1 protein-coding gene is annotated in these 10714 nt (G+C 73.2%); it reads left to right on the top strand.

The features are described from left to right. Window positions 1–51 precede the first annotated feature (51 nt). On the top strand, window positions 52–10714 hold a 10663-nt coding region (locus tag ABTY61_RS41375), incomplete at its 3' end, for an SDR family NAD(P)-dependent oxidoreductase (protein ID WP_350510416.1).

Below are 10714 nucleotides of genomic sequence, written 5' to 3'. Positions count from 1 at the left end.
GGGGCGCGGACCAGGCGTCTTCAGGTCTCGCACGCGTTCCATTCGCCGTTGATGGAGCCGATGCTGGAGGAGTTCGCCCGCGTCGTCGGCGCGGTCGGGTACGGGACGCCGAAGCTGGCGATGGTCTCCGCCCTCACCGGGCAGCCGGTCACCGACGAGGTCACCGACCCCGCCTACTGGGTGAGGCATGTCCGTGAGGCCGTCCGCTTCTCCGATGCGGCGAATGCCTTGCGTGCGGCCGGTGTGCGGACGTTCATCGAGATCGGCCCTGACGGTGTCCTCGCCGGTATGGGTCCGCAGACCCGTACCGGCACCGGCACCGATGCCGACGCGTCCGATGAGGTCTGGCTGCCGTTGCTGCGGCGTGGCCGGGACGAGCCCCGGGCTCTGCTGACCGCGCTCGCCAAGGCGTATGTGCGCGGGGTGCCGGTCGACTGGGCCGCGCTGTACGCGGGCACCGGCGCCCGGCGGGTGGACCTGCCGACGTATGCCTTCCAGCGGCAGCGCTACTGGCTGAGCGTCACCGCCGGCAGTCGTGCCGAGGACCTCGGCCTGGAGACCCCGGGGCACCCGTTGCTGGGCGCGGCCGTCGAACTGCCGGCCACCGGTGGTGTGGTGCTGACCGGTCGGTTGTCGCTGTCCGCACAGCCGTGGCTGGCCGATCACGTGGTCGCCGGGCAGGTGGTGGTTCCGGGCGCGGCGCTGGTCGAGATGGCGGTGCGGGCCGGTGACGAGGCGGGTTGCGGCCGGGTCGAGGAACTGGTCATCGAGTCGCCGCTGGTGCTCCCGGCGCAGGGTGGCCTGCGGGTGCAGGTGACGGTGGACGAGGCGGACGAGTCCGGGCGCCGGGCGGTGGCCGTCTACGGCCAGGTCGAGGCGGCAGTGTCCGAGGGGCAGTGGACCCGGCATGCGAGTGGTTCGCTGACCGCTGCCGATGCCGCCCCCGACACCGTTCCGACCGAGTGGCCCCCGGCCGGTGCGACCGCCGTCGACCTGGACGGGTTCTATCCGGCGCTGGCGGCCGGCGGCCTGGCCTACGGTCCCGCGTTCCAAGGGATCCGTGCGGCCTGGCGGCGTGGTGAGGAGTTGTTCGCCGAGGTCGCGCTGCCGGAGGGTGTGAGCGCGGCCGGGTTCGGCCTGCACCCCGCCCTGCTGGACGCGGCCCTGCACGTGATCGTGGGCACGGGCGAACGGCGCGACCGGCTTGAGGTTCCGTTCTCCTGGGAGAGCGTGGACCTGCACGCCACGGGTGCCACCGAAGCCCGGGTCCGGGTCACTCCGGAGCGGACGGGCGACGGTGTGGGGCTGGTCCTGGCCGATGCCGAGGGCGGGCTGATCGCTTCCGTCGGCTCGCTCGTCCTGCGGCCGTTCGAGGCTGCTGCGGCGTCGGCCCGTGACGACCTGTTCGGGGTGGAGTGGGTTCCGGCTCCGGTGGTGAACTCCGTTGACTCGGGCGAGCGTTGGGCCGTGCTCGGGGAGGAGCTGCCGGGCGTCGAGGCGCACGCCGGCCTGGGGCAGTTGCTGGAGGCCGTGGCCGCCGGTGGGGCTGCTCCCGAGGTCGTGGTGGTGCGGGTGGTGCCCGAGTCGGGCGCCGGGGATGTTCCGGGTGTGGCGCGTGCTGTCGCGGTCGGTGTGCTGGGGCTGGTGCGGGAGTGGTTGGCCGCGGACGCGTTGTCCGGGTCGCGGCTGGTGGTGGTGACCGAGCGGGCGGTGGACGCCGGGTCCGAGGCGGCGACCGGGGTCGAGGCCTCGGCGGTGTGGGGCCTGGTCCGGGTGGCGCAGGCGGAGAATCCGGGCCGGCTGGTGCTGGCCGACGTGGACGACGTCGCCGCGGCCGAGGTCGTGGAGTGGTTGCGGGCGGGTGTCGGTTCCGGTGAGTCGCAGTTCGCGGTGCGGGCCGGTCTGGTGCGGGTGCCGCGCCTGGCGCGCGTCGCGGACGGGCTGCCGGTTCCGGCGGAGCGGGTGTGGAGTCTGGACTTCCGGGAGCGCGGCACGCTGGAGAACCTCACCTTGTCGGGCGCCGACGGGGTGGAACCGCTGGGTGCCGGCCAGGTGCGGGTCGCGCTGCGCGCGGCGGGCGTCAACTTCCGCGACGTGCTGAACGTGCTTGGCATGTACCCGGGCGACGCGGGCCGGCTGGGCCTGGAGGGCGCCGGTGTCGTGCTGGAGGTCGGCCCGGGCGTGACCGGGTTCCGGCCGGGCGACGAGGTGATGGGCCTGTTCACGGGCGCGTTCACCACGGAGGCCGTGGCGGACCAGCGGCTGCTGGCGCCGGTGCCGTCCGGCTGGACGATGGCGGAGGCGGCCGGTGCACCGCTGGTGTTCCTGACCGCGTGGTACGCGCTGGTCGAGCTGACCGGGCTGCGGCGGGACGAGCGGGTGCTGGTCCACGCCGCCGCCGGCGGCGTGGGCATCGCCGCGGTGCAGCTGGCCCGGCACCTCGGCGCGGAGGTGTTCGCGACCGCCTCGCCGGCCAAGTGGGCGGCGGTGCGCGGACTCGGTGTCGAGGCGTCGCACGTCTCCTCCTCCCGCACCACGGACTTCGAGGCGGCCTTCCGTGCCGAGTCCGGTGGCCACGGAGTGGACGTGGTGCTGGACTCCCTGGCCGGGGAGTTCGTGGACGCCTCGCTGCGGCTGACCGCCGCCGGCGGCCGTTTCGTCGAGATGGGCAAGACCGATGTCCGCGACCCGGAGCAGGTGCGGCACGACCACGGGATCACCTACCGGGCGTTCGACCTGCTGGAACTGGACCCGGACCTGCTCGGCCGGATGCTGCGCGAGCTGACCGGCCTGTTCGCGGCCGGTGCGCTGCGCCCGCTGCCGGTGGCGTGCTGGGACGTCCGCCGTGCGGTGGACGCGTTCCGGTTCCTGAGCCAGGCACGCCACATCGGCAAGGTCGTCCTGACCCTGCCCGCGCGGGCCGACCGCGCCGGCACCGTGCTGCTGACGGGCGCGTCGGGGGCGCTGGGCGGCCTGGTCGCCCGGCACCTGGCGGCGGCCGGGCGGGTGGAGCGGCTGCTGCTGGTCTCGCGTCGTGGCATCGACGCTGCCGGGATGCCGGAGCTGGTGGCCGAGCTGAAGGGCCTGGGTGTCGGGGTCACGGTGGCGGCGTGCGATGTCGCCGACCGTGCCGAGCTGGCCCGTGTGCTGGAGGGCATGCCGCTGACGGGCGTCGTCCACGCTGCCGGGATCGTGGACGACGGGCTGGTCACCGCGCTCTCGCCGGAGCGGCTGGAAGCCGTGATGCGGCCGAAGGCCGACGCCGCGTGGAACCTGCACGAGCTCACCCGGCACCTGGACCTGGACACCTTCGTCCTGTTCTCCTCGATCGCGGGCGTCTGGGGCAACCCGGGCCAGGCCAACTACGCGGCCGGCAACACCTTCCTGGACGCCCTGGCCGCCCACCGCCGTCACCTCGGCCTGCCCGCGACCTCCCTGGTGTGGGGGCCGTGGGAGCACGGCATGACCGCGAAGCTGGACCGGGCCGACTGGCAGCGCATGTCCCGCCAGGGCCTGCGGCCGCTGCCCGGAACCGACGGCCTCGCCATGCTGGACACCGCGGGCCGGGCCGCCGCCCCCCTGGTGGTGACGGCCAAGCTGGACCTCGTCGCCCTGCGGCGCACCGGAGAGGTCCTGCCACTGCTGTCCGGCCTGGTCCGCGCCGGGCAGCCGGGCTCGCCCACCCGGCGCACGGCAGGCGCTCCGGCGGCCGAGGGCCGCAACACGCTGGCCACCCGACTGCTGGGGCTCGGCCCCGCCGAGCGGACGGAGGCCGTCCTCGACCTGGTCGCGGCCCAGGCCGCCCTGGTGCTCGGCATGAGCGGACCCGAGGGCATCGAGGCCGCCCGGGCGTTCCGCGACACCGGCTTCGACTCGCTCACCTCCGTCGAACTGCGCAACCGGCTGAACGCGGCGACCGGCCTCCGGCTCCCCGCCACCGCCGTCTTCGACTACCCGACGCCGGCCGCCCTGGCCCGATTCGTCCTCGGCGAGCTGATCGGCGGGCTGACCGGCGAGGCCGGGGCCGCACCGGCACAGACCGCGCTCCCACTGACGGCGGGCGGCCCCGCCGCCGACGATGACCGCGTGGTCATCGTCGGCATGGGGTGCCGGTTCCCGGGCGGGGTGTCCTCGCCGGAGGACTTCTGGGAGCTGGTCGCGGCCCGCAGGGACGCGGTCGGACCCTTCCCGACGGACCGGGGCTGGCCCGAGGACGTCCACGACCCGGACCCGGAGGCGGTCGGCAAGAGCCTGTCCGACAAGGGTGGATTCCTGTACGACGCCGGTGAGTTCGACGCGGGCTTCTTCGGGATCAGTCCGCGTGAGGCCGTGGCGATGGACCCGCAGCAGCGGCTGCTGCTGGAAACCTCCTGGGAGGCGCTGGAGGACGCGGGGATCGACCCGACCGGGCTGCGCGGCAGCGCGACGGGCGTCTTCGCGGGGCTGATCTACCACGACTACCTGCCATTCGGCGCGGTGTCCGAGCACGTCGAGGGCTACGTCGGCACCGGCGGATCGGGCGGTGTGGCGTCCGGTCGGGTGGCGTACGCGCTGGGGCTGGAGGGTCCGGCGGTGACGGTGGACACGGCGTGCTCGTCGTCGCTGGTGGCGCTGCACCTGGCGTGCCAGTCGCTGCGCTCGGGTGAGAGCTCGCTGGCGCTGGCGGGCGGCGTGAACGTGATGGCGACGCCGGGCACGTTCATCGACTTCACCAAGCAGGGCGGGCTCGCGGCGGACGGTCGCTGCAAGGCGTACGCGGAGTCCGCGGACGGGACGGGCTGGGGCGAGGGTGTCGGCGTCCTGGTCCTGGAGCGGCTCTCGGACGCGCGGCGGCTCGGGCACCAGGTGCTCGCGGTGGTCGCGGGGACCGCGGTCAACCAGGACGGTGCGTCCAACGGTCTGACGGCGCCGAACGGCCCGTCGCAGCAGCGGGTGATCCGGTCGGCTCTGGCGAGTGCCGGGGTGGGTGCGGACGGCGTCGACGTGGTCGAGGGCCACGGCACGGGTACCCGGCTGGGTGATCCGATCGAGGCGCAGGCTCTGCTGGCGACCTACGGCCAGGGGCGGTCGGCTGACCGGCCGTTGCTGTTGGGGTCGGTGAAGTCGAACATCGGGCATGCGCAGGCTGCTGCGGGTGTCGCGGGTGTCATCAAGATGGTGACCGCGATGCAGCGCGGTGTCGTTCCGGCGACGTTGCATGTGGATGCGCCGTCCTCGCATGTGGACTGGGAGGGCGGGGCTGTCCGGCTGGTGACGGAGGCGCAGCCGTGGCCGGTGACAGGTGATCGTCCGCGTCGTGCGGGTGTGTCGTCGTTCGGGTTCTCCGGCACGAATGCGCATGTGATCATCGAGCAGGCTCCGGAAGAGGATGTTCCTGCCTCTGGTGGTGCGGGTGTGGTTCTGCCGGTGGTGCCGTGGGTGGTGTCGGGTCGTTCGGTGGCGGGTCTTGCGGGGCAGGCCGGGCGGTTGGCGGAGGCTTTCCGTGAGGGTGCTGACGCTGTCGATGTGGGCTTGTCGTTGGCGGTGTCGCGTGCGGCGTTGGAGCAGCGGGCGGTGGTGCTCGGGTCCGATGTCGATGAACTGGTCGCGGGTCTGGGGGCGTTGGCCGGGGGTCGTGAGGTTCCGGGTGTGGTGTCCGGGGCTGTGGGTGGTGTGGGTCGGGTCGGGTTCGTGTTCACGGGCCAGGGCGCGCAGCGCCTCGGGATGGGTCAGGGGTTGTATGGGGCGTTCCCGGTGTTCGCCGAGGCCTTCGATGAGGTGTGTGCGGGGTTTGCCGGGCATGTGGACGGTTCGCTGGCTGCGGTGATCCGTGGTGAGGCGGACGCCGCGGGCCTGATCGATGGGACGGGGTGGGCGCAGCCCGCGTTGTTCGCGGTCGAGGTCGCGTTGTTCCGACTCCTCGATTCGTGGGGTGTGCGGCCGCAGGTGGTGGCCGGTCATTCGATCGGTGAGTTGGCGGCTGCGCATGTGGCGGGTGTGTGGTCGTTGGCGGATGCGTGTGCGGTGGTGGCCGCGCGTGGGCGGTTGATGCAGGCGTTGCCGGCGGGTGGTGCGATGGTGGCGGTCGAGGCCGGTGAGGAGCAGGTCCTCGGGGTGATCGCCGGCCGTGCGGGTGTCGGTGTCGCGGCGGTGAACGGTCCGCGTGCCGTGGTGGTTTCCGGTGTCGAGGGTGAAGTCCTGGCGGTGGCTGAGGAGTTGGCGCGGGGTGGGGCGCGGACCAGGCGTCTTCAGGTCTCGCACGCGTTCCATTCGCCGTTGATGGAGCCGATGCTGGAGGAGTTCGCCCGCGTCGTCGGCGCGGTGGACTATCGGCAGCCCCGGATCACTGTTGTGTCGGCGTTGACCGGCGGCGTGGTGACGGACGAGGTCACCGATCCGGCGTACTGGGTGAGGCATGTCCGTGAGGCCGTCCGCTTCGGTGACGCGGCGAACGCCTTGCGTGCGGCCGGTGTGCGGACGTTCATCGAGATCGGCCCCGACGGTGTCCTCGCCGGCATGGGCCCCCAGACCCGCACCGGCACCGACGGCGGCACCGACGGTGAGGTGGCGGATGAGGTCTGGCTGCCGTTGCTGCGGCGTGGCCGGGACGAGCCCCGGGCCCTGCTGACGGCGCTCGCGAAGGCGTATGTGCGTGGCGTGTCGGTCGACTGGGCCGCGCTGTACGCGGGTACCGGTGCCCGGCGGGTCGACCTGCCGACGTATGCCTTCCAGCGGCAGCGCTACTGGCTGCCTGCCGGATCCCTCGGAGTGAATGCGGCCGGGTTGGGTCAGTCTTCGGCACGTCACCCGTTGCTGGGCGCGGCCGTCGAGCTGCCGGCCACCAGTGGCGTGGTGCTGACCGGTCGGTTGTCGCTGTCCGCACAGCCGTGGCTGGCTGATCATGTGGTCGCGGGGCAGGTGGTGGTTCCGGGTGCCGCGCTGGTCGAGATGGCGGTGCGGGCCGGTGACGAGGCCGGTTGCGGCCGGGTCGAGGAACTGCTGATCGAGGCGCCGCTGGTGCTCCCGGCCCGCGGTGGCGTGCGGGTGCAGGTGACGGTGGACGAGGCGGACGAGTCCGGGCGCCGGGTGGTGGCCGTCTACGGCCAGGCCGAGGATGCCGCGTCCGAGGGGGAGTGGACCCGGCACGCGAGTGGTTCGCTGACCGCTGCCGATGCCGATCCCGACGCCGTTCTGGCCGAGTGGCCCCCGGCCGGTGCGACCGCCGTCGACCTGGACGGGTTCTATCCGGCACTCGCCGGGCGTGGTCTTGTCTACGGTCCCGCGTTCCAGGGAGTACGTGCGGCCTGGCGGCGTGGCGAGGAGTTGTTCGCCGAGGTCGCGCTGCCGGAGGGTGTGAGCGCGGCCGGGTTCGGCCTGCACCCCGCCCTGCTGGACGCGGCCCTGCACGTGATCGTGGGGGCGGACGGGCGTCAGGAGACCCCTGAGATCCCGTTCGCCTGGGGCGATGTGGTCGTCCATGCGGCGGATGCGGTGGTCGCACGGGTGGCGGTGACGCCGTCGGCCTCGGGCGAGGGCGTGTCGGTGACCTTGGCCGATGTCACCGGCGGGCTGATCGCTTCCGTCGGCTCGCTCGTCCTGCGGCCGTTCAAGGCCGCCGCGGCGTCGGCTCGCGACGACCTGTTCGGGGTGGAGTGGGTTCCGGTCCAGGCGGTGAACTCCGATGAATCGGCCGATTGTTGGGCCGTGCTCGGGGAGGAGCTGCCGGGGACTGAGGCGTACTCGGATCTGGCGGCGCTGTCGGTGGCCGTCGAGGAGGGTGGGGCTGTTCCCGAGGTCGTGGTGGTGCGGGTGGTGCCCGGGTCGGGTGCCGGGGATGTTCCGGGTGTGGCGCGTGCTGTCGCGGTCGGTGTGCTGGGGCTGGTGCGGGAGTGGTTGGCCGCGGACGCGTTGTCCGGGTCGCGGCTGGTGGTGGTGACCGAGCGGGCGGTGGACGCCGGGTCCGAGGCGGCGACCGGGGTCGAGGCCTCGGCGGTGTGGGGTCTGGTCCGGGTGGCGCAGGCGGAGAACCCGGGCCGGCTGGTGCTGGCCGATGTCGATGATCTCGCTGCCGTCGAGGTCGTGGAGTGGTTGCGGGCGGGTGTCGGTTCCGGTGAGTCGCAGTTCGCGGTGAGGGCCGGTCTGGTGCGGGTGCCGCGTCTGGTGCGGGTGCCAGCGGCGCCCGAGGCCCCGGTGGGTGTCGGGGAGCGCGCGGGCACTGTGCTGCTGACGGGCGCGTCGGGGGCGCTGGGCGGTCTGGTCGCCCGGCACCTGGCGGTGACCGGGCGGGTGGAGCGGCTGCTGCTGGTCTCGCGTCGTGGCATCGACGCTGCCGGGATGCCTGAACTGGTTTCCGAGCTGAAGGGCCTGGGTGTCGGGGTCACGGTGGCGGCGTGCGATGTCGTCGACCGTGCCGAGCTGGCCGGTGTGCTGGAGGGCGTGCCGCTGACGGGCGTCGTCCACGCTGCCGGGGTCGTGGACGACGGGCTGGTCACGGCACTCTCGCCGGAGCGGTTGGAAGCCGTGATGCGGCCGAAGGCCGATGCGGCGTGGAACCTGCACGAGCTCACCCGGCACCTGGACCTGGACACCTTCGTCCTGTTCTCCTCGATCGCGGGCGTGATCGGCAACGCCGGCCAGGCCAACTACGCGGCGGGCAACACCTTCCTGGACGCCCTGGCCGCCCACCGTCGTCATCTCGGCCTGCCCGCAGTGTCGTTGGCGTGGGGGCCGTGGGAGAGCGGGATGGCCGACGGCCTCGGCGATGCCGACTGGCGGCGGCTCTCCCGGCTGGGTCTGAAGCCGGTGGCCACGTCGGACGGGCTCGCGATGCTGGACGCCGCCGTCCACGCTGCCGCCCCCCTGGTGGTGACGGCCACGGTGGACCTTGCCGCCCTGCAACGGTCCGGTGAGGCCCCGCCGTTGCTGTCCGGCCTGGTCCGTACGACGCGGGCGGGCTCGCGCGCCCGCCGGACGGCGGGTCGGCCCGCCGCCGACGGCCGGAACGTGCTGGCGGCACGGCTGGCGGCGCTGGGTGCGACGGAACGACTCGACACTGTCAGGGAGTTGGTCCTGTCGCAGGCCGCCCTGGTGCTGGGCATGACCGGCCCCGAGGCCGTCGACCCCGGCCGCTCCTTCCGTGACGTCGGTTTCGACTCGCTCACCGCCGTCGAACTCCGGAGCCGACTGAGCAGCGTCACCGGTCTGCGCCTGCCGGCGACGGTGGTGTTCGACTATCCGACGCCGGTCGCCCTGGCCGACTACGTGCTGGCCGAGCTGGTCGGTGAGGAGCCTGCCGCGTCGGCCGGGCCCGTGGCCCGGACCGTTCCGGCCGATGAGGACCGCCTGGTGATCGTCGGGATGGCGTGCCGGTTCCCGGGCGGGGTGTCGTCGCCGGAGGAGCTCTGGCAGCTGGTGGCGGAGGGCAGGGACGCGATCGGCGTCTTCCCGACGGACCGGGGCTGGCCCGAGGACGTGGTGGATCCGGATCCGGAGGCGGTCGGCAAGAGCGTCTCGGGTGAGGGTGGATTCCTTTACGACGCGGGGGAGTTCGACGCGGAGTTCTTCGGGATCAGTCCGCGTGAGGCCGTGGCGATGGATCCGCAGCAGCGGTTGCTGCTGGAGACCTCGTGGGAGGCGTTGGAGGGCGCGGGGATCGATCCGACCGGGCTGCGGGGCAGCGCGACGGGCGTGTTCGCGGGGCTCTTCTACCACGACTACCTGCCCTCGCATTTCGTGCCGGAGGAGGTCGAGGGCTACCTCGGCACGGGTGGCACGGGGTCGGTGGCCTCGGGTCGGGTGGCGTACGCGTTGGGGTTGGAGGGTCCGGCGGTGACGGTGGACACGGCGTGTTCGTCGTCGCTGGTGGCGCTGCACCTGGCGTGCCAGTCGCTGCGTTCGGGTGAGAGCTCGCTGGCGTTGGCGGGTGGCGTGACGGTGATGTCGACGCCGGGCACGTTCATCGACTTCACCAAGCAGGGCGGCCTGGCGGCGGATGGTCGCTGCAAGGCGTATGGGGAGTCCGCGGACGGGACGGGCTGGGGCGAGGGTGTCGGCGTCCTGGTCCTGGAGCGCATGTCCGACGCGCTGCGCAACGGGCACAAGGTGCTCGCGGTGCTGCGCGGTTCGGCGGTGAACCAGGACGGTGCGTCCAACGGTCTGACGGCGCCGAACGGCCCGTCGCAGCAGCGGGTGATCCGTGCTGCCCTGGCCAACTCGGGCCTGTCCGCGGGTGATGTGGACGTGGTCGAGGGCCACGGCACGGGTACCCGGTTGGGTGACCCGATCGAGGCGCAGGCGCTGCTGGCGACCTACGGCCAGGGGCGGCCGGCCGATCGGCCGTTGCTGCTGGGTTCGCTGAAGTCGAACATCGGGCACGCGCAGGCCGCTGCCGGTGTCGGCGGTGTCATCAAGATGGTGACCGCGATGCGGCACGGCACTGTGCCGGCGACGCTGCACGCGGACGAACCCTCGTCGCGCATCGACTGGGAGTCGGGCGCGGTGCGTCTGGTGACGGAGGCGCAGCCGTGGCCGGTGACAGGTGATCGTCCGCGTCGTGCGGGTGTGTCGTCGTTCGGGTTCTCCGGCACGAATGCGCATGTGATCATCGAGCAGGCTCCGGAAGAGGATGTTCCTGCCTCCGGTGGTGCGGGTGTGGTTCTGCCGGTGGTGCCGTGGGTGGTGTCGGGTCGTTCGGTGGCGGGTCTTGCGGGGCAGGCCGGGCGGCTGGCGGAGGCTT

It is taken from the genome of Kitasatospora sp. NPDC096128 (genome assembly GCF_040303105.1).
Lineage (GTDB): Bacteria > Actinomycetota > Actinomycetes > Streptomycetales > Streptomycetaceae > Kitasatospora.
The sequence above is the reverse complement of the archived record's forward strand: the minus strand, read 5'-3'. Positions and strand labels throughout refer to the sequence as shown.